The sequence below is a fragment of the Paenibacillus sp. FSL H7-0943 genome, assembly GCF_037963265.1.
In the GTDB taxonomy this organism is placed as follows: Bacteria; Bacillota; Bacilli; order Paenibacillales; family Paenibacillaceae; genus Paenibacillus_AQ; species Paenibacillus_AQ odorifer.
Map to the genome: position 1 here is coordinate 1,358,442 of NZ_CP150148.1, position 24,463 is coordinate 1,382,904.

Annotated in this window: 22 protein-coding genes; 19 read left to right on the plus strand and 3 right to left on the minus strand. The window is 42.9% G+C overall.

Features of this window, described 5'->3' with window-relative positions; translation table 11 throughout:
- Positions 1–10 precede the first annotated feature (10 nt).
- From NSQ55_RS05945 to NSQ55_RS05955, 3 genes are read left to right on the plus strand one after another with little or no spacing between them, the layout of a single operon-like run.
- Complete coding sequence (locus NSQ55_RS05945) at positions 11–991, plus strand: TadE/TadG family type IV pilus assembly protein (RefSeq protein WP_076185813.1); 981 nt, start codon at positions 11–13, stop codon at positions 989–991.
- Positions 992–1,016: 25 nt separating this feature from the next.
- Positions 1,017–1,526 carry a prepilin peptidase gene (locus NSQ55_RS05950; RefSeq protein ID WP_076185811.1) on the plus strand — a complete coding sequence of 170 codons (510 nt, stop codon included), beginning with the start codon at positions 1,017–1,019 and terminating at the stop codon, positions 1,524–1,526.
- Between the two features lie 18 nt (positions 1,527–1,544).
- Positions 1,545–3,119 carry a DUF6382 domain-containing protein gene (locus NSQ55_RS05955; RefSeq protein ID WP_076185808.1) on the plus strand — a complete coding sequence of 525 codons (1,575 nt, stop codon included), beginning with the start codon at positions 1,545–1,547 and terminating at the stop codon, positions 3,117–3,119.
- A 27-nt stretch (positions 3,120–3,146) separates the two neighbouring features.
- Here NSQ55_RS05955 and NSQ55_RS05960 read toward each other — a convergent pair whose 3' ends face one another.
- Both NSQ55_RS05960 and NSQ55_RS05965 read right to left on the minus strand, forming a co-directional pair.
- Positions 3,147–4,058 carry a TIGR01777 family oxidoreductase gene (locus tag NSQ55_RS05960; RefSeq protein WP_339171939.1) on the minus strand — a complete coding sequence of 304 codons (912 nt, stop codon included), beginning with the start codon at positions 4,056–4,058 and terminating at the stop codon, positions 3,147–3,149.
- A 39-nt stretch (positions 4,059–4,097) separates the two neighbouring features.
- On the minus strand, positions 4,098–4,559 hold the full coding sequence (locus tag NSQ55_RS05965) for a DUF2621 domain-containing protein (protein WP_036681700.1): 462 nt from the start codon (positions 4,557–4,559) through the stop codon (positions 4,098–4,100).
- Between the two features lie 172 nt (positions 4,560–4,731).
- Between NSQ55_RS05965 and NSQ55_RS05970 the strand changes: the two genes are divergently transcribed.
- From NSQ55_RS05970 to NSQ55_RS06035, 14 genes are all read left to right on the plus strand, one after another.
- The gene (locus NSQ55_RS05970) at positions 4,732–5,841 is read left to right on the plus strand and encodes a deoxyribonuclease IV (protein WP_036681702.1); all 1,110 of its coding nucleotides are present in this window, start codon (positions 4,732–4,734) and stop codon (positions 5,839–5,841) included.
- A gap of 63 nt (positions 5,842–5,904) precedes the next feature.
- Positions 5,905–6,804 carry a formyltetrahydrofolate deformylase gene (purU, locus tag NSQ55_RS05975; RefSeq protein WP_036681703.1) on the plus strand — a complete coding sequence of 300 codons (900 nt, stop codon included), beginning with the start codon at positions 5,905–5,907 and terminating at the stop codon, positions 6,802–6,804.
- A gap of 175 nt (positions 6,805–6,979) precedes the next feature.
- The gene (locus NSQ55_RS05980; protein WP_036681705.1) at positions 6,980–7,729 is read left to right on the plus strand and encodes an SAF domain-containing protein; all 750 of its coding nucleotides are present in this window, start codon (positions 6,980–6,982) and stop codon (positions 7,727–7,729) included.
- Between the two features lie 12 nt (positions 7,730–7,741).
- Complete coding sequence (locus NSQ55_RS05985) at positions 7,742–8,806, plus strand: hypothetical protein (RefSeq protein WP_339171948.1); 1,065 nt, start codon at positions 7,742–7,744, stop codon at positions 8,804–8,806.
- Positions 8,803–10,248 (plus strand): ATPase, T2SS/T4P/T4SS family, encoded by a 1,446-nt coding sequence (locus tag NSQ55_RS05990; RefSeq protein ID WP_076280072.1) that lies wholly within the window; start codon positions 8,803–8,805, stop codon positions 10,246–10,248. The genes NSQ55_RS05985 and NSQ55_RS05990 overlap by 4 nt, the downstream gene beginning before the upstream one ends.
- Positions 10,249–10,260: 12 nt before the next feature.
- Positions 10,261–11,310: a hypothetical protein gene (locus NSQ55_RS05995; protein WP_339171950.1), complete on the plus strand. Its 1,050-nt coding sequence runs from the start codon at positions 10,261–10,263 to the stop codon at positions 11,308–11,310.
- An 11-nt stretch (positions 11,311–11,321) separates the two neighbouring features.
- A complete protein-coding gene (locus tag NSQ55_RS06000; RefSeq protein WP_339171953.1) occupies positions 11,322–12,200 on the plus strand; it encodes a hypothetical protein in 879 nt (292 codons plus the stop codon).
- Positions 12,201–12,257: 57 nt separating this feature from the next.
- Positions 12,258–12,467, plus strand: a complete 210-nt coding sequence (locus NSQ55_RS06005) for a hypothetical protein (RefSeq protein ID WP_076185797.1) — start codon at positions 12,258–12,260, stop codon at positions 12,465–12,467.
- A 5-nt stretch (positions 12,468–12,472) separates the two neighbouring features.
- Positions 12,473–12,616: a hypothetical protein gene (locus NSQ55_RS06010; protein ID WP_162636675.1), complete on the plus strand. Its 144-nt coding sequence runs from the start codon at positions 12,473–12,475 to the stop codon at positions 12,614–12,616.
- 15 nt (positions 12,617–12,631) lie between these two features.
- A complete protein-coding gene (locus NSQ55_RS06015; protein WP_076185794.1) occupies positions 12,632–13,012 on the plus strand; it encodes a hypothetical protein in 381 nt (126 codons plus the stop codon).
- Positions 13,013–13,032: 20 nt separating this feature from the next.
- Positions 13,033–13,530: a hypothetical protein gene (locus tag NSQ55_RS06020; RefSeq protein ID WP_076142344.1), complete on the plus strand. Its 498-nt coding sequence runs from the start codon at positions 13,033–13,035 to the stop codon at positions 13,528–13,530.
- A gap of 36 nt (positions 13,531–13,566) precedes the next feature.
- The gene (locus NSQ55_RS06025; RefSeq protein ID WP_339171957.1) at positions 13,567–14,205 is read left to right on the plus strand and encodes a hypothetical protein; all 639 of its coding nucleotides are present in this window, start codon (positions 13,567–13,569) and stop codon (positions 14,203–14,205) included.
- 6 nt (positions 14,206–14,211) lie between these two features.
- On the plus strand, positions 14,212–16,470 hold the full coding sequence (locus NSQ55_RS06030) for a PKD domain-containing protein (protein WP_339171959.1): 2,259 nt from the start codon (positions 14,212–14,214) through the stop codon (positions 16,468–16,470).
- Positions 16,471–16,482: 12 nt separating this feature from the next.
- Positions 16,483–20,277, plus strand: coding sequence for a hypothetical protein (locus NSQ55_RS06035; protein WP_339171962.1), 3,795 nt, complete (start codon positions 16,483–16,485; stop codon positions 20,275–20,277).
- 87 nt (positions 20,278–20,364) lie between these two features.
- On the opposite strand, the gene NSQ55_RS06040 is transcribed toward NSQ55_RS06035, so the two are convergent.
- Entirely contained in the window at positions 20,365–20,997 is a 633-nt protein-coding gene (locus NSQ55_RS06040; RefSeq protein ID WP_036681725.1) for a hypothetical protein, read from the minus strand.
- A gap of 303 nt (positions 20,998–21,300) precedes the next feature.
- Here NSQ55_RS06040 and tkt point away from each other — a divergent pair, with 303 nt between their 5' ends.
- Together tkt and NSQ55_RS06050 are read left to right on the plus strand one after the other, a co-directional pair.
- Positions 21,301–23,343: a transketolase gene (gene tkt, locus NSQ55_RS06045; protein WP_076128175.1), complete on the plus strand. Its 2,043-nt coding sequence runs from the start codon at positions 21,301–21,303 to the stop codon at positions 23,341–23,343.
- Positions 23,344–23,376: 33 nt separating this feature from the next.
- On the plus strand, positions 23,377–23,694 hold the full coding sequence (locus NSQ55_RS06050; RefSeq protein ID WP_036681729.1) for a pyrimidine/purine nucleoside phosphorylase: 318 nt from the start codon (positions 23,377–23,379) through the stop codon (positions 23,692–23,694).
- Positions 23,695–24,463 lie beyond the last annotated feature (769 nt).

Genomic DNA, 24,463 nt, shown 5'->3' on the forward strand with positions numbered 1-24,463 from the left:
CGGTAAGGAGATGGAGGATGGGTATGGAATCAGAGGGAAGGACAAGGAAGAAGGTAGCATGGTAGTAGAAGCGGCGATGGTTCTTCCGTTCTTCCTGCTATTCGTCCTGTTCCTGATTTCTATCGTACAGATGACCTTGTATTCGACAGCTTTGCAAAGTACAGCATCAGACACTGTAAAGTCTATTTCAACTCATATGTATCCTGCGGCTTTGGCGGTGCAGAAATGGGGAACATCCAGCGAAGTAAGTGATGATTCAGGAGGGGATGACAGTGATCATTCTGCTGGCCTGAATTGGACTCTTCCTCGCTTGTCACTTACTGATTGGGGCGATAGTTATGCTGAGTCTTTACCCAAGCCGTTAAATGAGTGGGTTATGTCGGCTTTAGAAAGTGGTGAGGGACCGTTGCAGAAGCTTCAGGCAGAGACCAGTGAAAGTGTACTCGATCTTGCGATCAAACCTTTATTGAAACCATACCTGACATCAGATTTACTGGATTATGAGCGAATTCATGTATCTAATGTTATGGTGCCGGAGCTAAAAGAAGGTACTCGTCCCTACCTTGGGCTAGTGGTTAGTTATAAGCTGCCGATGAAAGTCCCTTTTCTAAACCAAAGTATTGTTTTAGAAGCAAGTGCTGTTGAACGTCTCTGGATCGGGGATACGGGAGAAGGCACAGCCAAGGAGGGGAACGGTACTGGCCAACCAGAAGAATTCATTGAAATCTTAGAAAAGCCGAACCCGGCTGTAGCGAATAAGCAAGGCAAGGTTCGTGCCAGAATACCGCCAAATGCTTCTGCCAGCTTGTCCGTCTTTTATAAGAGCGGGGGCAGTACTGCCAAATATTTAGGTTGGAAACAAGCGGATGCAGATGGATATATCGAGTGGGAATGGAAAATTGGTGTAAATACCACACCGGGCTCGTGGCCGTTTGTTATACAACTGGATGACGGTAGATCTGTTGAGGTTATGTTTACAGTAGTGAAATGAAAGGGTGAAAAAAGGAGTGTAATGAATGGCAGAGTGGGCATTTTGGGGATGTCTACCGTTTTTAGCAGCGGCACTGATTACAGATTTGAAGTCGATGAGAATACCAAACTGGATCACCTTGTCAGGCTTGCTCACCGGTCTGCTTGCACAAGGGGTGATCAATAGCTGGCATGGACTGCTGAGGGCTTTCGGGGGAGCTGCTGTAGGATTTACAGTCCTTCTGATCATGCATTTATTAGGGGCGGTTGGCGCGGGGGATGTTAAGCTTTTTGCTGGAATCGGAGCGTGGACAGGGATGTTGTTTACGCTGCAAGTCGTCATGTACTCCGTACTATTTGGTGCTTTAATAGGCTGGTTAATTGTTTTAAAGAGACGGGAGGCGGTCAGTCGTTCGCGTAAGATCATCAGCAGAATTTCTGGATTTATTTTATGGAAGAGCCCGTTTCTATTAAAAAATAACGATAGTGAACTGTTGAAATTTCCCTTCATGCTGGCAGTAATTCCTGGTTCCATATGCGCTTATCTATACTTTTAGTTCGGGAGGTGATGTTTGTTGTTCGGATTAACCCGTGATTTTATACAACAGGATGGTATATATATGATCCTTGGTGAACCCGAAGGAATACCTGCGGAGAAGCTTAATTTGATTCAGGCACGCATGCTGATGAACACCGACATTCCTCATCATTTGAGGCTGTTACTTAGAGAAATAGATTTGAAGGTTACTATGGAATACGCTGTTTTACGTAAAAAAATGCTTAGTCATCTACTCAAAGGAGAGAAGCTAAGTATGAACTCGTTTTTCGGGTTATTGCTGCAAATTGCCCAAGGCATGGAAGATGGCAGGTTATATATGCTGCGGGCGGAACAGTATGCTTTGCATGCAGATTACATTTTTATTGAAGGGTCGTTACAGAGCGGTAAAGTATACCTGACCTACATACCCATTCAGGAGAATAAGTCTGGTTCAAAGCTTGGAGAGTCACTCAAGTCACTAATCATGGTGTTAATGGCATCTATCACAGAGCTTACTGGCAGTGGTGTGCAAAGACTATTGCAATATTGCAGTGAAGAGGGATTTACTCCAGCTGGCTTAAAGATTCTTTTATCAGAGTTGCTGACAGAAAGAGAGCCCGTTACACCTGAAAGACAGCTTCATGAAGGCGTAAAAGAATATCTAGTGAAAGAGGCAGCAGCTCCACCATTAAGAAAAATATATGAGCATCGCGAAGATAAGGGATTGGAGCAGCCGACTGCTACTCCTTGGATCAGCAGCTATCCTAATCTTAAGATAAAAGAGGAGGAGAGCCTGTCTCTAAGCTTGGAGGATGAACAGGTAACGAATCCGCAAGCCTCAAGCTCAAGAACCTATATAGTGTTAGGGTGTCTATTAGGCGATGCACTCCTGTGGAAGTTTCTATATTTGGATAGTCCAAAGCCGTTATGGCTTGCCGTCTGTGGAGTTGTGACGATTGTATTGGCTGTTTTAAGCTGGATGGTTTGGAGCGGAAGGCTAAAGGTTGGTAAAGAAGATGAGGATTGTCTGAGTGAGGATTCTGAAGATACTAACTGTAATCCGAGTCGGAAAGAATTGGAGTGGAATTTTGGCAGGAACCCTGTGGCTTCTACGCGTCCTCCAACATCAATTCCAAAGATAACTCCGCAATCCTCAGATTCAGCAGCTAACGTTCCGGCAACCCGTCATGAATCACTAGCAGAGGAACATTGTTCTGTTAAAGCACCAGAAGCCATAGCACCAACAACTTTATTATCACGGGAGAAAATGCCTGAGCAAGGACGACAAATCGAAAAGCTGGATCAGAGTATTCCTTATCTTCAAAGAAGCGGTGAGGAGGGTGAAGAGGCGGAAATGATCGAGTTAAATCGAACTAGCTTCATTATCGGCCGATCGGCAGAGGTCGCTCAATATGTGGAAAGATCAGAAGGAGCTTCTAGAGTACACGCTGAGATATCTAGAAGCACCAGCGGATATATTCTCAAGGATCTTGACTCCAGAAATGGAACGCTTTTTCAAGGTGAAGCCATGATCCCGTATAAAGAGTATCCACTAACAGAGGGGACCACATTTAAAATTATAAAAGGAAGCTACACATTCCATATAGTATGAAGGTGAGTTCCAACGATGAATGTGGCTCTACAATTTTTGTTTTTTCAAATCTTCTAAAGCGACTTGAAGTGTAGGGAAGGTAAAGTCAAAGCCATGATTTAATGCCGCTGCGGGCAGGACGCGCTGACCTTTGAGTAAGATTTCGGATAATTCTCCGACTGCTGTTTTTAACAGGAAGGCTGGCAAAGGGAACCAGTGCGGCCGTTTGTAGACTTTGCCAATCGTCCTGCCGAACTCTTCGTTCGTTACCGGATGTGGAGCAGTCGCATTAACAGGTCCGTTAATCGTGGGATTTTGCGTACAGAAATCAATTAGACGGACGATATCCGTCAGATGAATCCAAGAGACCCACTGCTTTCCGGAGCCAATGTTACCGCCAAAACCTAATAAATAAGGCAGCTTCATTTTGGGGAATGCTCCGCTCTCATTGCCGAGCACAACTCCGGTACGCAGCTTGACCACGCGGATACCATGGTAAGTTTCATCTGAAGCCTCTTCCCATGTCTTAACTACTTCTGAAGGGAAATCCATGACCTGGGCTGGTGAGGACTCACTAAAAGTATCCTCTAAAGAGGTACCGTAAATCGCCACGGCGGAAGCCTGAATGATTACGGAGGGCTTTTGCTTCATTTGATCTACTAATTTAGCTGCTGCGGAAACGGTTGCAAGTCGGGACTGCATAATCGTTTTTTTGCCACTTGGACTCCAGCGCTGGCTAAGGGAAGCTCCGGCGAGATTAATTAGGGCAGCTGCATTTTCCACTGGAGCGGGATTAGAACTTAGACTGTCCCAGGTGTGGTAACTCAGCTTAGGATGAATTGTTGTTGCGTCTTTTGGTAAATTCCGACCTACAATAGCAACTTCATTACCTGCTTGCAGCCAGTATTTTGCTAGTTCGCTACCTATAAAACCGGTGCCGCCACATATCACATATTTCAAAGGAGGGCCTCCGTTCTAAATCGTACAATTCATTAAAAATTACTTAAACAAATGCTGGTAAGCAGAGTAATCGATTTTATTCTTTTCGAGAAAATTGACAAGAAAACGGTTATCGCGCCGCGGTGTGGCAACTATGTAACCTTTAATGCAGTGATCGCGAGTAACTTCTTTTGCATTACTCTCGACGGCGATTTTTCCGATCTCGGCAGCAATAGAATGCTTCGCAATATCACGAAATGGACCAGGTACAGGCTGAACAAGCTGGTCCAAAAAGGCTTTTGTTTCGTCACTCCAGAGCGGGCGGCTACGTTCCACCCAGTAATTTTGCCAGTCTAGCTTTGACTTTCCATCAGCTTTGGGCAGGACCTTTAGGAATTTGCGGAACATAAAAAAACCGCCGATACACATGGAACCAAGCAGCATAAATGTCCAGAAAGCGATAGAGTTCATAAACCAATTGCTCGGTGTGGATAATAAACCAAGTCCTGATTGGATAAACATGCATACACCACCTTTTGGCAATGAGGATTCTCACACGAATTATTCTCATATTAAAGTATAGCTTATTTCCAAAGTTTTGCGAAGCAGAACCCGGCATATTGGCCTCGTCTAGATTTATTTTTCCGATCACGGTAGAATAGGGGTTAATTCGTGAAGGAAAGAGGGAAGAAGTATGCTGAAAATAGGTTCACATGTGTCTTGCTCGGACAAGGGTCTTTTGACCGCAGCAAATGAAGCAAATGAGTATGGTTCCAGCTCGTTTATGATATATACAGGAGCGCCGCAGAATACGCGCCGCAAGCCGATTGATGCCATGTATCCCAACGAAGGGAAGCAGGTTATGAAAGAGAATGGTGTAGAGGAGATTGTTGTCCATGCACCTTACATTATTAATCTCGCTTCCTATAAAGAGAATACGTATCAACTGGCTGTTGATTTCCTGCAAGAGGAAATTCGCCGTACCCATGCACTTGAGGTCAAGCATATTGTATTACATCCAGGTGCGTTCACTGATAAAGATGCTGAATATGGTATTCAGCGGATTGCAGATGGCCTGAATGAGGTGCTTGGAGGCACGAACGAAACGGAAGTGCATATCGCTTTAGAAACTATGGCTGGTAAGGGAACAGAGATCGGCCGCAGTTTTGAAGAAATCGCTTCTATTATTGCAAAGGTCGAACATAATGAACGTCTATCGGTCTGTCTTGATACTTGCCACATTCATGATGCTGGCTATGATATCGTTAATGATTTGGACGGTGTTCTCAACAAATTTGATGAGACTATCGGATTGAACCGTCTTGGTGTAATCCACATTAATGACAGTAAAAATCCATGTGGCGCTCGCAAAGACCGTCACACTCCAATTGGCTCGGGTTGGATTGGCTTTGATACGATTAACAAAATCGTACATCATGAAAAGCTGGAAGGTCTGCCTTTCATTCTGGAGACCCCGTGGATTGGTAAAGATGCTAAGACACAACGTCCGATGTATGAGGTGGAGATCGCTTTGCTGCGTGGTAACGTAGCTGAACGCTTTGGACCGGAATTCGTGCAGGATGTTGAAACATTACGTGAATTTTTTGCCAAGCAGGAGATTGATTCCCGTCAATATGTACTTAATGTCTGGGAGCTGCTGAAGAACGATGCCAAAGCTAAAAAAGCTGATCCACGTGAACCACTGGAGCGTTTATACGATGAAGTTGTCGCTGCCCAGCTGTTCCCGCAACTAAGCGAGGAAGCTATTAATCATCGTTTAATTGCTTGGTTAGCAGGCAATTAAGCTCGTGAACGCTTAAGCTATACTTCAGATTGCGTATGTAGATGAGAGGATGGGAAGAGGGTCATGGAATTACACGTAAAAAGAAACAATTCGTCGGGTGTCGAGCATTATTCCAACCGGGCACGTATGCTTATTTCCTGCCCTGACGGACCGGGAATTGTGGCGGCTGTATCACACTTTCTGTATCAGCATGGCGCAAATATTGTGCAGTCGGATCAGTATACGATGGATCCAGATGGTGGAATGTTCTTTATGAGAGTCGAGTTTGACCTACCTGAATTAGGCGATCGTCTGGAAGAGATTCGCTCTCAATTTGGCGGAGTGGCGGAGCGTTTTAAGATGGACTGGAAGATCTTTAATGTTCGTCATAAGAAGAAACTTGCCATATTCGTCTCTAAAGAAGACCATTGTCTTGTTGAACTGCTCTGGCAGTGGCAAGCGGGCGATCTCGATGCCGATATTGCCCTCGTCGTTAGTAACCATTTGGATATGAAATCTTATGTCGAGTCGTTTGGCATTCCATTTCATCATATTCCAGTCACAGCGGATACTAAGGCTGAAGCAGAAAAACGCCAGTTAGAGGTCATCGGAGACGATATCGATGTGATTATATTGGCACGGTATATGCAGATTATCTCGCCGTCCTTTATTGAGCATTATCGCCATCAGATTATTAATATTCACCACTCTTTCCTGCCTGCCTTTATTGGCGGCAATCCATACGCCCAAGCGTATCAACGTGGGGTGAAAATAATCGGGGCAACCGCTCACTATGTTACTGAAGAACTAGATGGTGGACCGATTATTGAACAGGATGTGCAGCGGGTAAGCCACAGTGATGATGTTATTGAGCTGAAACGGATTGGACGTACCATTGAACGTGTTGTTCTGGCTCGTGCGGTGAAATGGCATATCGAGGACCGGATTCTCGTCCATCAGAATAAAACTGTAGTATTTAAATAAAGGTATTCTCCGGTGAAAGCAACGGTTATGCCCGAGGGCTTTCACCGGAATCCTTTAATTTAATAGTTCACTAAATCTCTATCAGGTAAAAAAGCATTTTACCAGCAGCTTGGCTATTTATGCCAAGGTGCTTTTTGTCGTTCTCAAAAATCATGTAGTTAAGGAGGTGGAAGGTTTGGCGTTACAGCGGGGACGTTTGTTAAAACGTAATTATTTTTTCGCAAGTCTCATTTTGATTACTGGATTCGGGGGATTGCTAGGTTATGATCTCTATTTCAAGCCCTACGTGCTTTCCCAAACCGTGGTCAAAGTTAAGGTGCGAGCTGGGGAGTCTCTACCTAAAAATTATGAGCTGAAAGCAAGTGATTTATATCTGGATTCTGTTCAGACCAAGGACATACCCTCTGGTGTAATTACGGAAATCGCACAAGTGGAGTACAAAATTACGAATGTGAATCTGACTAACGGTAGTATTTTGACAGCATCACTGGTGGATGTTAATGATTTAGAGCCTTTGCAGGATGAAGGTATATTTCCTATTCCGAAGGAGGCTATTTATGCCATCAATGGTTCGTTGCGAAGCCGGGATAAGGTAGACATTTATCTTGTAGAAGGTGAGCGAGAGAAGCAGCGAGAGGCGCTTGGTTCAAATACAGTTAAAAAAGAAAACGAGGAACAGGTGAAAGAACAAAGCTTGCTTAGCGATCCTGCTAAAGAGATCTTTTTATCTGGAGTTACCGTGAACTATGTGCGAACAGAAGACAATAATGATGTGCAGGATTCTGAGAAAGGCAACAACAATAACCGATTCACTTCTACTGGCAAGGTAGCGACACCAGAATTGAAGCTGAAGAAAAGTGAGGGTCAACGGCTAGGGCAATTCTTGGAGCAGGGCAAAAAGCTGTGGATCGTACGGGTAGAGTAGGGGGAGATTGCCTTGAAAATATTTAGTCTGGGCATAGATCAGTTAACGATTAATGATATCAAAAACGCGGGATTTAATGTAGTTACACAAAACGTGTATCCCGATCCGGCGCATACCGAAGGTCATATGTTAATGGTTACTAGTGACCAGGTACCTGTTCAAGCGCTTAGCGAGCTGCGATACAAATATCCAAGCTCTATGATCCTGTATTTATATCTGCAAAAGGGAATTCGCGGCTATCAAGCTGTGCATATGTTATGTGAAAGCTTAGGTTTATATTTTATTCCTCCTCGTTCTACCTCGTCAGCAGTGATAGAGAAGATTCGTTTTATCCTGGAAGAGGATGTCGAGGAACGGAGCAATTTGGTTGGCTTTTTTGGCTCAGGTCCAGGCATTGGCTGCACGAGTGTGGCGAAGCTGTTCGCAAGACGAATTGCTGCGGCAGGTCTACGTGTTCTTGTACTTGGTTTGGATTTATATGACCCCGGGTATGACCGCAAAGCGACGATAAGTCTAGACAAACTGCGCCCCAAGCTTACAGGGAAGATGATTCATGATGAAGATTTCGAGCAATTGATTAGGCAGGATGGCTATTTGTATCTACCGGGGAATTACGACTACTTAAGTGTCCAGGATTATCTGGAGGAGGAGATCGAATATTTCTTGGCTAGAGCTGGAGCAAATGCGGATGTGGTTATTGCTGATTTCGGTTCAATTCCCGAGAGTGCTGCGTGGTATGTCGGTATGCAAAAGTCGTCGTTACGCATGATTGTCACTCATCCTAAACATGAACACAGATTAGAACCTCTATTCGAGCTTGCGGGGCATATAGATCTGCGTCCGCATGATTTCCAGCTGATCATTAACCGCAGTAATGTGGAGGAAATATCTTCGTCCAAAAATATGGCCCTTAGATTTGGCACTGAAATCTTGCTGGAGCTACCGTATTACCAGCCCTTGCAGGAAAGCTTGCCTCTAGGCAAAAAAGAGCTACAGCATGTGGATGATAAGGTACATTCTCTATTGGTGTCGATGGGATTAGCGCCAGAGGCCAAAAAGAAAGGGATATTTCTATGATTGAAACTCTCGCGAGTCGTCCACTCTTTTCTCTAAAACAAAGCGTGCTGCGCACTAGCAAACCGGGCAAGGAAGATTTTTATGCTTTTTTACAAAAAATGAAAACCGAGATGAACGAAGGGTTAGAACGTGAGGATGACGCTTACTTCGAGCTAAATGCAAAGGCATTAATTGGCGATCCGCAGGCAGTTAGCTTTTTTATGAATGAGATTGAGAAGTACTTACGAAAAACACCTTTTACTGGAAAGGTTCCAGAAGCGTACCGAACGGCGGCAGAGGCCCTGTATCACGAGTGGAAGGGTTTTGGACCAGCGTATCGTTGGTTTACTGATCGTGCATACAGCGAGTCAACCGGATTACAAATGATTGGGAAGCAAATTTTTTATAACCATAAAGGTGAGTTTATAGCTTACCCGTATGAGATGCCTTCACTGGATCGGGTGGAGCAGCTGAAGCGTTCCTTGCTAAAAAGTGATCCCAATAAAAAGCTGAACAAGGATAATCCTTCGGTGGAGTTCAAAATGGATGATCCGCTCTGGCCAGGTAGATTTATTCGGCTTGCGATTTGGGTATCACCTAGGGTCTGGGAGGGTTTTACTACGATATCACTGCGGCGACAGGTTGTGGAATTTCTGGATTTGGAGGATCAAGCGGGTACGGAATGTATTCCTGCCGAGGCGGTTGAGTTCATTCGGGCGTTATCGTCCACGTTTCGCAATACCATTATTGCGGGTGCTGTAGGGTCAGGAAAAACAACCTTTGCCAATACGATCGTTGGTGAGCAACTGCTTGGCTCTTCATCCTGCATGGGAGTAGTGATGATAGAGAAACATCCGGAATCCATTTTACCGTATCAAATTAAAGGGCATCGAATTATTCCAATTCAAGCTGCGAATGAGGAACTGATGGAGGTGGGAGTAGAGTCGCTGCGGCATGACCCAAATATTTTGTATATGACAGAGATGCGTTATAACGAGTGGGAATTTTATTTGTGGAGTGGGGAAAAAGGATACGACGGGATCACCGGAACCTTCCACACCGTGGATTCGGAGGACATTCCTTATCAAGGTGCGTTTGCTGTGTCGACAAGAATTGGCGGGAGTCTAAAGGGGCATTTGATTTCTGCGCTGAAATCATGCGAGCTGGTGTTTATTTTGGAGAGTGTCCCGAACGGGAAGAAGCGGCTGGCGCGAATATCAGAAATCTTTTACGAAGAGGATAGAAATTCAGTGTTTGCTAATGATCTTATGCGCTGGGAGCCGGAGGAAATGTGTTGGTCTTATAATGACAAGCTGACGAAAAATCTGATGCTGAAAATGACTAAGAAAAATGCACAAGCTACGCGGATTCTCCAAAAAGAGCTGGGACGACTTGCTTCAACAAAACCAATGGATCAGCCGCTTAAAGAAAGCTTGAAATCTAAGATAGTACTTAATGAGTGAGGAGGTGCAGATATGGATTTACTATTTTATATTTTTCGTTTTGTTCTTCATTTATGGATTGTGTGGGGACTGTGGTTACTCACCAAACTGCTCATCGAAAGGCATTTACGGCAGGTAGTCCAGAAATTCGATTTTCGAATTAAACATAAGATGAGCATTTTTGGAAAAAGAGTTAGCTCGGTTAAAAAAAGGCTGTGGCTCTACCGCCATCTGGACAAGCTTCTGTATTTCGTACACCGGAAGTATGAACCGGGTATTAGCGTTATGCGTTTTGTTATGCGTACAGCCATTTTGTTTATTGCGGTTTTCTTATCAGGACTACTGACACTTAGTGAGCTCCCTGGAAAGTTGAGTTTTAACAATCCTTTTTTGGAGGGGATTACTTTTAATGAAGGACAGCCGATTCAGGGGGCGTGGAGATTTCCGCTTTTTATAGCTGTAATATCTGCGACGATTCCTTATTTTCGTATGAGATACATCTATGCACAGCGGAAGGTACATGGAAGCTACGATCTCCTCGATGTAGTCAAAATCTCCACCAAATTCACACATTTGTCGGTAGATTCGATCCTTGATCGGACAGCGGATTTTCTTACAGATAAAAATGTACTAAAGAGCCCTCTGAAGCTGCTAGGTGCCGCATTTTCGAATTACAGTAATGAGAAGGAGCTTGTTGAGGAGGCAGGGAGATTCTCCAGCGCGATTGGCACCACCTTCGCTTTAGAGTTTATATCAGATTTGCTCTATGCCGAGAAGGAGGGAACCCGTTATTTAAAAAGCTCGCTAATGCTGTTGAATCGTTCTATGGAGCAGCAGAGAGAGACGATTTTAACTGTAAAAGCAGGAAGCAGAGATGCGATCAGCCTTGGCTTATATGGGAATCTTCTGGTGCTGGTATCTACGGTTGGAACCTTTATGTATATGCTGAAGCCCGATGTCTATTTTCAACTGCAGTTCGAAACTACGGTAGGCCTTTCCTTTTTGATGGTGATCGTCTCCGGCCTTTTTATCTCTTTTGTGATCAGTACTATTCTTGCCAGGCCCAAACTGGACTACCACTAAGGTGATGAACTATGGATAGATTATTACTACTAATTACAGTGATCGGGATCGTGTATGTCGCATTACTTGTGTTTGTGAGCAGCAGCAGTAAGCAGGAACGATATCTTGTCCGACTGGGCATCCGGTGGAATTCGCTGGGTGAACACGTGCAGAGTGATAGATTTCAGCAATTGTTGAATGAATGCGGTTTATCAATTTCGGCTCGAAAAGTTACTCTATTTCGTTATTCAGCGGCAATCATCTATTTATTTAGCCAAGTCGTCAGCGATTTCATCCGATCTGTTCCTTTTTCATTCTATGACCCTCTAATTGCTCTAATTGCTCTACTTATTCTCGTAATCAGCAGTCCGATGCGTTATCTTCCGCTTGGTTGGGTGTTGGCGTGGCTTCACCAAAAGACGAATATTCAAAAAGATGGCGAGTTGATCTCCTTCATTCGTCTCTATGAGAATAATCGCCTACGTAAGCGCGGATATGTGCAGTTTGGTGCTTTTTGTGGGAGTACAGCGGGACATTTTCAATATATACGTCAGGACTTGTATGAGCTGTCAGAACGGGCAGTAGATGAGGGTGTGGAGGGGGCGATTGAATGGTTTTGTGCCAAATTTCCGGATAACCATCACTTTATTAATGACATCCGGTCCATTTTACTGGCGACAGAAGGCATGGATGATGACACGGAAGCTGCAAACTATTTGCGTGAACAAGGCAAGATTATCTCCAAAATCTCCAGCGATCAGTATTTGAAAAAATGGTCTTTCATCGGTGATCTATCGACGATTATTAATGTTATTCCATCGATTGCTACTTTTTTGATGATCGTTGCCATGGCGATGCAGTACATTTTGCTAATCAAAGGAAATTTTAATGGAGTCGGCATGTTCCAGTGAAAAATTGTATATTCAACCTTATTTTTAAAACCTAAAATAAAAAGGGAGAAATTAACAATGAAAAAAGACGCTATTTCTACAGGTTTGTTTATCGCTATCGGTTTTTTGTGTGTGGCCATCGTAATTGCCATTTTGATTCCTTTGGTGCGTGACGTGATTAATGCTGCCGATGATAATAGACCGACGATCCCGGGGGTATCTCTAACTCAACCGCTGGATTCCAGCCAGACTACATTAACTATGTCCATGACTCACGTTTTGGTATAAGTCAGATGAAAAAAGACTCTATTTCCGTCGCTATGTTTTTGGCCATTGGCTTTGTAATTGCGGGGATGTTTGTCACGGTAGCTACGCATATGATCGGCAGCAGTCAGGACGATATCATCTCACATACTAAGCAAGTGGAACAGTATTAGAAGGAGGCGTGTCTAATGAAGGAGACCGTCCTCCGGGCATTGTTCATGTGGCTAGTCCTGTTTATTATCCTGCAGCCTATCTTCACCTACATAGATTATCTGCTAGATTTACAGGTCAAAGCTAATACGTCCTATATCACACAAAAAGCAGCAACAGAGGGGATGGTTACAGCTTCTATGCGGAATGAAGTAGTTTCAAATCTGAAGGCGATTGGATTTTCTGAAGCATCGATAGAAATTACTAGCAATACAGACACCGTTCAAGAGCGAAAGCAACGAATTGATGTGTATGTAACCGCGCCGCGGATAAATCTGTTTCCTTATAATTTTTCTACGGTTTCGCAGCCGACTCGATATTATGGGCATGGCTCAATTATGAGTGAGTATCTCGATTGACTAAGGGATGAGCGTAATTTATGGATTACATTATTAAGCTGGCATTTGTCCTACTGATCTTTATCTACTCCTGGTTCTTTCAGATCCAGAATCAGGAGTGGGACCAGCTGCGCAGCATGTTAAAAGACGCAAATAATATCGCTGTTCACGATGCCGCACAGGAATTAGATGAGACCGAATTGACTCGTGGTCGTCTGATTATAGATCCTACAGAAGCGTACGATACTTTTCAGCAAACCCTGCAGAACAATCTAGGCCTTGATAGCGGCCTTTTCCCCCAAGGGAGCAGTCGTTTTAAGACACAAGTAAAGATTGTGAAATTCGATATTATTGATGATTCCGATGGTGTGACGTTTCCACTTTTATACGCGGATAGCGAATATGGCATAACCAAATACATCGCAGGTCCTTCGGTTATTGCCGTCATTGAGACGGAACACCCGGTTCTGATCTCAAGATCCAAAACACAACAGCCCATCAGGGTGCCAGCAGTTCAGGAGTATAAGTTCAATAAGTAATAAAATGCCAATTAAAGAAAAGGGAGAGATTCAGTGATGAAGAAGACCATTGTAAGGGCAGTTTTGACTACGACAATGTTATTTAGCATGGTATTGGGGCAGAACGTGATTACTAACGCAGCTGCGGTTACACCATCAGCTATAGCTACAGCAAAACCTGCTGCTACACCAGCACCCATTATGAGGGATAACTTAAGTAAATATGGTTTGAAAAAGGATTTAGAGTTGCCGGTTACGGTTACGGCGGGTGGGCTTAGTTATACGCTGGAGAAGTTTATGATTTATGATTTCAAGTCAAAAGATGCACAAAATTTAGTGAAAAAATATGATTATGATTCATTCAGTGCTATGGTTAGTAATCCTAGGTACCTCATTTGGACTAAGATCACAATTATAAATAACAGTAAAAAAACAGTAAAAAGAACATTGGATGATCGTAAAGAAAAATGGACTTTAACTCTGCAGAGATTTGGGCAAATAGATGAAATTTGGCCAAAAGCAAACGTGAAAAAATTAAATAATAAAGAAGCTTATTATTATTATACCCTTAAGCCAGGAGAGCAATTAACTACTTACCAAGCTTATTTATATGATAAAGACATTAATTATTTTATTATTCGGTTATACCATGACGGTGGATTTGATGAAAAATTTGTAGTCAAATCTCCGGAGTAAGTAAAAATGAAAAAAATAATCATCTCATGTCTATGTTTTTTATTGCTTATTCAGCTTATGACACCTATTTCAGTACAAGCAACTGAGACGAAATTGACCTCGATTACTGTTCCTATTACCACTGGTTTGCAAGGGTCAAACAATGCAGCTAAAGATTTTTATTTAGAACTTCCTAGTGGAGTGTCTAGTTCATCAGTCAAGACAAGTACTTTAAAATACAGTGGATCTAACGAAAAAACAAGCCTATCTTTGGAGAACGGGAAGATTAAAGTTACGTTAAAGGGAGTCTCTAATCAAAAATATATTAAAGGTGTGCAGGGGTATAGAGCTTCTTTTGAAGCACTGTATAAGACGATAATCTACAATTCAATTTGGTTATACTCAGACGGTAGAAGATGGCAAATTAATGAGTACAGTGAAAAAAAAGATATTATGTCGACATATGATAAGCATGCAGAGGATGGATATCCCTCCAAGAATCCACCTGTAACCTCAGTAACTGCAGGTCCCTATCAAGAAAAAGAATATCTAAAATGGTATAACGGATCTAAAACTGAGATTATTGAATCTCAAGACATTATTCAATCTACTATAGAACCTAAATACACCGGTAAACCCTCATATGCCCAAGATCCAAAATTTATAAATGGAAGAGTAATTATAAACTATTCGATTCCTAAGGGCGTCCCATGGGATCCTGAAAATAATGATGGTTTAACTGGAAAGGCAGAAGGACGAAGATATCTAGCATTCGCAGAATATTATTACACTGCAGACGCTAAAGTCACCACCTACAGCTACGGGGGAACAGTCAGCTTTGAATATGGTCTCCCAGATGAAGCTACACTCACAGGTTCTGCAATTCTAGAACAACCTAATCCAAACCCAATTAAGTTTGATAATAAGAATGTTTCGGTTAAGATCGCATTGAAGGGTGATCTGCTATCCTATAAAGATATTTCGAATATTTCAGAATGGATTTTTTATGCCAAAGAGAAAGGCAATGACAGTTCACTCCAGACAAAAAAGGTGTATACCAAAACCCTAACGGCAAACGAAACTTTCAAGTTTGAAATTCCGAAGGAGAAAGTGGCAGGTAAAAGTAACTACAGTCAAGAGTACGAACTAAGTATAGTAGTGAGATTTAAGAATGAAGTCGTGACCAAAAGAAGTAAGTTCGATTCGTTAAAAGAATCTTTTACAGTCAAAGCAGGAGTGTATACAACCTCAGGTCCTCCGGGAGGAGGGTTTCCAGGTCCTACATCACCGCCAGAACTACCGAGAGAGTTAAAACCTCCAGTAGCTCTTATAAATGCACCGAAAACTGTAAAAGCAGGACAAGAGTTTGTAGCCAGTGCAGCAGGGTCGTATGACCCCGATGGTTATATTACGGATTACTTTTGGGATACCCCTAATGCTAAGGGAGAATTGAGCACTTTGCCAAGGGGAACGGTTTGGTATGATAAAGACCATTTGGGGGAACAAACACTTGCTTTGACTGTAATGGACGATGACAAAATGACTGGAAGTACTAGCACTGAGATTAATGTCATCGAGCCAAAACCTGATGCATCTATCAGGGTAGATGGTACATTAAAGCAAAATCGAAAGGTTATCATACAAAGTTACGTTAGTAGCCCGACCCACTATCCATTAGTAGATGCTAAGACTAAAATCACCATCACAGCCGTATCAGGTGGAACGAATTCTGATATTAAATATAGCGGATCGCTGAACGGAGTATATAGCAAAGATGCGCTATTCAAGAAGCCAGGGAAATATAAAGCAACCATTTATGTGGAGAATACATTAGGGCTAACTGCGAGAAACGAAACAACTTTTGACATAGCTCCAGACCAGAAGCCTTTTGCATACTTTACGATGGCTGGAACAGTGTATCGCAATCCTTCAGATGGTAATCAAGCGACCCTATCAATAGATGATATGTCGTACTCACCAGACCAAGATATGGTGGCTCGAAGGCTTTGGGAATACCGCTACGATTCTGATAACAACGGAAATTTTTCGGGTGAACCATGGGTTATTTTTAATAATCAGAATTTAGATCGTTTGAATCTCAAGGTAAAGGAAGTCGGAAAATACGAAGTAAGACTAACTGTATTTGAAGAGTTTAGCCAGCCGACCATCGAGGAGTTTGTGACGCAGGCTGATCGGCAATCCATAGATTCAGAAGTTACACAAAATGTGATCGAACGGATCTTCACGGTTAAAAATCAGGCACCTGATGTCGATTGGTCATGGTAGAGAGGATTAGAGATGCAGAAATTAAAAAAAACAATTTCAACGTTTATGGCCCTTTTATTACTACTTCTTTCATTCCCTGAATTTTATTCGGGGAGTGCAAAGGTAGAGGCGACAGGTGACCCAAATATCATCAATTTTATGGATATCCGTCTTGAAGGATTTAATAAAACAACTCCTTGGGAGCCAGCTATGGGGAATATAGGATCTTTAAGTTTGAATATGCCTGCTATGACCCTAACCAATATTACTTTTGATCTAACAACAAGAATACTGCGCTACGATTATGTACCTGATGCGCCTGTAGTTTTAACATCAGGGGATATTAATTGGTACTATGATACGCAGCGTACTAGATTTCTTAATATTTACAGTTATATGTACAGGACAGATGGAAGTGGTAATACTGATTATGCTACTGATGCCTCATGGAGAATTGAAGAAATGCCACCTGTGAAAAGTTCGGATAGTCTTCAGTTTAACCTTGATAGAAATACAACCGCTTTTTATGAAAGTTATGCTTATCCAGCGAAGTATGGCATTCCAAAAGCCCTTAAAGTCGCACTAAGAGCAAGTGATGCGCAACACCAACCTAACGAATGGATGAATGGTTGGCATAACAACGTATATTATGATTGGGATAACATACCTCTAGTAATAAATTCAGCACCTACGCTCACAGTGACTACACCAAGCGAGCAGCAGCTACTGAATGAGCCAGGATTCAGTGGTATGAATATCGAAGGATATGTTCGAGATGTGGACAATAATGATCTAGTCGTTAGTGCTGAAATTCCTAATGTGTTCTATAAACAAGTCAATGTCCAACAGGCACTGAATAATAAATGGTTTTCCATCCCAATAGATGTTTTGGCAGACGGAATTCCTCCCGGACGACACAATATCATTATCAAGGTTGTGGATCCCTATAATTATAAGGATGAGAAATCGTTGGTCGTTAATGTATCCTATAGGCTTAGGAATAAATCCTTTATATTGATTAACACTCCTATAGACTTATCAACCACATACAAGGACTATGAAGGAGATTCTAAATATCAAGAACGCTATAGATACGACCATAACCCGTATTTCTTCGATAATTCGATGGGTATCATTTCGGATAGTGGGTTATGGCGTTCAGAAAGGTATACCTCCTTTCCATATAGCGGACTCTATAACGCAACCTTTCAAGCACGAGATAATCCTAAAAACGATGACAGATTCGATGTCTATCGTTTATGGAGCCGAGATAATTTATCTTCAATGACCTATCATGTTCATCGAAAGCCAATTGCATTGTTTGCTGCCAAACTGGCGTGGGGATCTCTTCTGCTAACAGATAGTTCCTACGATTTGGACCACATCACGGCTGTTAATAAGGGACTTATAGCTTGGCAATGGCAGTATAAAAAAACTGATTCTGAAATATGGACAGATGGTCAACCGCCAGCTCAATTACCGAGTTCTGTACAATATGACATACGCCTTAGAGTACGTGATGTCGATGGCGAAAATGGGTTGGGGGTCTGGAGCGACTGGTGTGTAAGGACGGTGGGGGCTGCAGGTAATCTACCTCCCGTAGCGTTATTTAGTGTTGATCCTAATATTGTTTCCTATCGTAAAGCTACTACCATAACAGACAAATCGTTTGATCCGGATAATGATCCATTAGATGTGTATTACTGGACGGTTATCAAAGACGGTTGGAACAAAGTTTGGGAGCATTGGGGTGGAGCTACAACGCCACCTAATATCGCAGCTTTTGGGATCGGTAATTATCAAATTAGTTTACAAGTGCATGACAACCGAGGTTTATGGTCAGATTGGTATCGCCAAAATGTCCAAGTGATTAATCACCCACCCGCAGCAGCATTTAACATGCCAGCTGAAGTATATCGAGACACTGTAATTACAATGGATAATCTAACACCAGAGCCTGATGAAGATGGAGATTCGCTTGCTTATTTATGGTACGCCAAACTCAGCAATAGTCCTTATTATTATGCTGGCAGTAACCGCAACCAATCTTTGACGATACGAGATCTTATTGCTGGAAACGGAATTTCACCGCAGCAGGCTATATCAGAAGGATGGGAAATGCGCCTTAAGGCAACAGACGTACCTAATCCCTCAAGTATTGGAGCTTTAAGTTCCAATGCAACACGCGTATTTACTGTTAAAAATCATGTTCCAACAGCTGCTATTAATGGTCCATCGGCAGTATTCCAATATGATACCCGACAATATACATCTTTTGATGAGGATGGAGATCCCTCCGACGTCGCTAGTCTGCAATACTTCTGGAAAGTAACAGATAGTGATGGCCTTACGCAATGGTTTCGAACTCCTAGTATTGATGTTAATTTTCCTGAGTCCGGTATCTATACATTGGAACACTGGGTTATCGATCAGATCGGTGATAAGTCTAATATAGCTACGTTGAAGGTGAGTGTTACTAAAAATCTAGCGCCCTCAATGACGTTGATAACCCCGGCGGGAACCGTAACCAATCCATCCGTTATAGATGCCGAAATACAAGGAGATCCATTAATTAAATGGAATTATACAGACCCAGAGAGTGATCCGCAGGAGAAGTACCGTTTAGAATTTTTTTCAAAAGACGGACTCTTAGTTAAGACAGTTGAAAACCTTGACACCACAGGTCAGCTGCGGCAGTATCAACTCCCTAACCATACATTTAATCGATTTGAATACTTCACCGTATATGGGCGGGCTTATTCCAAATTAAGCTGGTCAGAAATATCTAACGAAAAAACGTTTATCATCGACAATCCGCCGCAGCCCGGATTCACACTTATCACGGATACAGGCAGAGATGCTGCCAAAGAGCCGATTTATCGCACGGATCTTCTAAATATCAAGAGCAAAGCGACGGATCCAGACCTTCCAAAAGGAGATACGATCAGCCATAAGTATGATTTGAAATCATCTAACGGGACGGAAGGATTGGCTAGTACTCAAGCTGAATTTACGAAGAAATTCACCTCAAATGGCGTCTTTACCTTGAAACAAACCGTTACGGATTCTCTAGGACTGTATCGAGAGCTATCTCTGAGTATCACTGTAGCCAACCGTAAACCGACCGTAACGATAACGTACCCAACAAGTACTGACTCAAGTAAGCCCATGATCGCAAGTACGCTTACACCAATCATCAAGTGGGATTATCAAGATGAGGATGGAGATGAACAACAGCGGTATAAGGTACAAATTATCAACTTGGCGACAGGGATGGTTAAGGTTCAATCTGGCGAACAAAATTCAAGTGCCAAACAGTGGCAAGTGCCCGCGGGAATATTGGTTGAGAACGAAAAATATGCCGTGGAAGTGGAAGCTTTTGATGGTTATAACTGGAGTAATATCTCAGCGCGTAAATATTTCATGGTTAATCTACTGAGTATTAAAGGTGGGGTCCAGCACACAGAGGAATGGAATAACAACCGTAAAGGCTACAATTTGAACAAGAGCGGTAATGAGGAGAGTCCAAGAGGCTACAATGTGTTTTGGGCAGGTGAGCGATTTATTTTGCAAGGGATAGCAACCGGTCTACCTGATACTGTTGAGGTAACGATGACGGGAGGTTATTCTACGCAACTAAATCCGACGAACAGTGACAAAACCTTGTGGACAGGCGAATTATATGATCCAGCATTAGTGAAACTTCCCGATGGTCCAGTGAAATTTACCTTCACAGCTAAGAATGAGTACAATACCAAAATAGATACAGTTACTGTTGTGATCGCTGGCGATTGGTCCGAATATTTTCGGAACCATCGTGTGAAGTAATGATACATCTACGACTTTATCCTTTTTCCATCTAAAAAGGGCTACGCGGAAATACGACCCGCATAACCCTTTTTTACGAGCAACAACTTATATAACTCCTTCAGTCCGTTCTTCATTCATTCTCATCATTCTTGTCGCAACGGAAGGGGTATGTAAAGGTATATTCGTCGAACGTGCAGAGGCTCTTTGAGCTCTACGCACATAATAGGATAACTTACCGCTGAATATTTTATGGGAACAGAGTGAAAGAGCGAAATCCTCCGGGGTAACAAAGCAGGAAGGCTTATTCACAGGCTGAACTGCGGTATTTTCAAATAAGGAAGCAACAAAATGAGAGCAGAAATAAGCGTTCTCTCGATCTATTTTAACATTTAGAAGTACGCCGATCAGGCCTAAAAGATGGTATTTATAACGTTCCTGATTTTTCATCATCCCTTGGACATGATTGTACATGGCATCGTATTCTGTTGCACTGACACGTAACTGATAAATAGAGCAATTTGCGCTGCTATAGAAAGGGTGAATGAAATTTTCTTGAATCAGACCCGCGACGAATGGATTGTGCATTTTTTTTCTTCCGAAGCTGTACACCTCACGTAGTTCACTATCAAAGGCGATCGAAGCATGGTTCAGATCAGCTTTTGTAAACCACTTAATGAAACCACTGAAGGCTGTACCTGTACCGGTAAGCACAATATAAACATCCTTTTTCGAAGTCATGTTCAGAATTCCTTTCCACTTGGAGATATTGGATAATGAATGAAAATTTTACTTGTGTAACTCCATCTTACTTTATATTCGAGCATTGTAAAACAAACTTTAGTCGCAATAGAAAACTAGACCATAGGCTAAGTAAAAACCCGTCTCATGACATAGTTACTTTTGCGTATATAAATGCGTAGATATTGCAAAACATAAGCTGTCAAACAAAGAGTTTTTAAAAACAATTGGAATTGCTTCCACACTAGTGATACAATAAGAGTCAAAATGACATTCTTGAGATTTCAGAGGAGGAACTATTAAATGAGTGAACAAGAACAAGCGATCCAGAAGGAAGAAAACTCAACAGTAGATAACCTGTCTATCACAACAATTCGTACTTTGGCTATTGATGCTATCGAAAAAGCGAATTCCGGCCATCCAGGTATGCCAATGGGTTCTGCACCAATGGGCTACCAACTGTTTGCAAAAACAATGAATCATAACCCTGATCATCCAACATGGGTAAACCGCGATCGTTTTGTATTGTCCGCTGGACATGGTTCCATGCTTCTGTACAGCTTGCTGCACCTTAGCGGCTATGATCTTCCTATGGAAGAATTGAAACAATTCCGTCAATGGGGTAGCTTGACTCCTGGTCACCCGGAAGTTGGTCACACAGCTGGTGTTGATGCAACTACAGGTCCGCTTGGACAAGGTATTGGTATGGCCGTTGGTATGGCTATGGCCGAAGCTCAATTGGGCGCAACCTACAACAAAGAAGGACATAACATAGTTGACCACTATACTTATGCTATTTGTGGTGATGGTGACCTTATGGAAGGGATCTCTTCTGAGTCCGCTTCTCTTGCTGGTCATTTGAAACTCGGAAAATTGGTTGTATTGTATGATTCAAATGATATTTCCCTTGATGGTAAATTGAATCTTTCTTTCTCCGAAAATGTAGCTCAACGTTTTGATGCTTATGGTTGGCAAGTTCTGCGCGTAGAAGACGGAAATGACCTTCCGGCTATTGAAAAAGCTATTGCTGAGGCGCAAGCTGAGACTAGCAAACCGACTTTGATCGAAGTGAAGACAGTTATTGGTTATGGTAGCCCTAACAAACAAGGTAAAGGCGGCCATGGCGGTACTCACGGTTCCCCACTTGGAGCAGAAGAAGCTAAGCTGACCAAAGATTTCTACAAATGGGTATACGAAGAAGATTTCTATGTGCCTGATGAAGTTCGTGCACATTTTGCAGAAGTGAAGAAAAACGGAATCGCAGCTAACAAAGCTTGGGACGACAAATTTGCGGCTTACAAAAAAGCATATCCAGAGCTAGCTGCACAATTCGAAACAGTAATCAATGGCGATCTTCCAGAAGGCTGGGATGCTAACCTTCCAACTTACACTACTGAAGATAAAGCAGTATCGACTCGTGTCGCTTCCGGTAGTGCGCTTAACGGTCTGACTGCTGGCGTTCCTCAGCTAGTGGGTGGTTCCGCTGACTTGGAAAGCTCCACTATGACGCATTTGAATGGTTTGACATCTTTCACACCAGAATCTTATGATGGCCGCAACATTTATTTCGGCGTACGTGAGTTTGGTATGGCTGCTGCAATGAACGGTATTGCTCTGCACACTGGTCTTAAAGTATTCGGAGGAACATTCTTCGTATTCACAGACTACCTGCGTCCAGCAATTCGTTTGGCTTCGATCATGAAATTGCCAGTAACCTATGTACTGACACATGACAGTATTGCAGTTGGTGAAGATGGTCCTACGCATGAACCAATCGAACAATTGGCTTCCTTGCGTATCATCCCAGGTCTGACTGTTATTCGTCCGGCTGATGCTAACGAAACCTCTGCAGCATGGGCTTATGCTATGGAAAACAAAGAGAATCCGGTTGCTTTGGTTCTGACTCGTCAAAACTTGCCAATTCTTGCTGGAACCGTAGATGGCGTTCGTGAAAACATCAAACGTGGTGGTTATGTTGTCTCTGATTCCAAAAATGGCACTCCACAAGCACAACTTATCGCAACTGGTTCTGAAGTACAGTTGGCAGTTAAAGCGCAAGCTGCTTTGGCAGAAGAAGGCATCGATGTTCGTGTAATCAGCTTGCCAAGCTGGGATCTGTTCGAAAAACAAGACAAAGAATATCGCGATTCCGTAATTCTTCCAGGAGTCAAAGCCCGTCTTGCTATCGAAATGGCACAAACCTTCGGCTGGGAACGTTACACTGGTGACCAAGGCGATATCCTAGGCATCACTACTTTCGGAGCTTCCGCCCCTGGCGATAGAGTTATGAAAGAATACGGCTTTACTGTAGAGAACGTAGTTAGCCGTGTGAAAGCACTTCTGTAATTAACTGAATAATCATTAGGGGGAGAACAAGTAATGAGTCAGTTTAACAACGCAACGATCGAAAAAGCAGCCAATGTATATTATGGCGGACAAGTAACCAGCCGTACGGTAATTTTGCAAGATGGATCTAAGGTGACACTGGGTATCATGTTGCCGGGTGTGTATGAATTTGGTACAGATGGTCCTGAAATTATGGAGATTCTGTCCGGCGATCTTAAAGTGCTGCTTCCCGGCACTGAGGTATGGCAGGAGATTAAGGGAGCGTCAACGTTCAATGTTCCTGGCAACTCTAAATTTGCGTTGGAAGTATTTGAAGTAACTGATTATTGCTGTTCTTACCCGGTTCTATAGAAAACAGACTTTTCTAAGGGCTGTCCTATAAGTTGCTTTTTTCTATGAGTGAGACGACCCGGATTCAATTTAAAAATCGTAAAAGTCAGCAAGGCAGCGGTTCTCCTGTTATTGGAGGATCGCTGCTTTTTGTGTTGTTGGTTGGTGATATTGCTTGATGTTCAATTATGTATTCATCATTCTATTTTGAGGCTTAAGGACTCAAATGACGTTAGGGCTGAATCGGATCATCACCAAATTAGCACTGAGTCATAACCATCCCCACCGCGTACGGACCCAGAGGACGCTATTAGCAAATTTATAGCCTTTTGAGCAAGTTTTCGGACTCCAGTGCAACTATTTCATAGAAATAGGCTCATAATTGGCGCTTTTTATGCCAATAGCGACTATGGAGTCCGATAGCATGCCAAATGTGGGATTATACTGCGAATAAGGTCAGCTGAGTCCGAAGGTGCTGTGTCATCACCAACTTGGCACCTGGTTAGCGCCAACCCACCGCGTACGGACCCAGATGGCGTTAGCGCTGGAGCAACACCAATTTAGTACCGGATCACCACCAATCCTACCGCTGTAGCACCTGGTCACCACCAATCCTACTGCTGTAGCACCCGGTCACCACTAATCCTACCGCGTACGGACCCAGAGGACGCTATTAGCAAATTTATAGCCTTTTGAGCAGGTTTTCGGACACCAGTGCAGCTATTTCATAGAAACAGGCTCATAATTGGCGCTTTTTATGCCAATAGCGACTATGGAGTCCGATAGCATA